The organism is Actinokineospora sp. NBRC 105648, assembly GCF_030269645.1.
Lineage (GTDB): Bacteria > Actinomycetota > Actinomycetes > Mycobacteriales > Pseudonocardiaceae > Actinokineospora.
In genome coordinates this window covers 1-472 of record NZ_BSTR01000120.1, presented here as the reverse complement: position 1 = coordinate 472, position 472 = coordinate 1, and the positions used below count along the sequence as shown (strand labels likewise).

Annotated in this window: 1 rRNA gene; it reads right to left on the bottom strand. The window is 58.9% G+C overall.

What is annotated here, in order from left to right:
- A 23S ribosomal RNA gene (locus QSK30_RS36625) occupies window positions 1–82 on the bottom strand; the annotation flags it as partial.
- Window positions 83–472: the final 390 nt, after the last annotated feature.

Sequence of the window (472 nt, the reverse complement as noted above, 5' to 3'; positions counted from 1 at the left end):
CCCGAGGCTTATCGCAGCCTCCTACGTCCTTCATCGGCTCCTGATGCCTAGACATCCACCGTGTGCCCTTAGACACTTACTACAAAGATGCTCGCATCCACTGTGCAGTTCTCAAACACCAACCAGACGACCACCCCACCCGAAACCACCAACACGAAGACAACCCCATGCGGTATGACTCCAAGGCAATCGCTGACCACCAAGACCACCACACCAACCGGTGTGTTGCCTCAGGACCCAACAGTGTGCCGACACACTCACCCCCACCAACCCTCGATGCCCACGGTCCACGCACCACCACCGAAGTGGAGGGCAGTACTGGTGACAACACCGGGCGCCGGTGAACGTTCGCTCGTCCAGTAGTTCCACAGCATATGAGCAACCACCCACCAGACATTCGCTGTTGGCGTGGCCCTCCCACACACACCCCGAGGGGCATGCGGGTCAGATGCTCCTTAGAAAGGAGGTGATC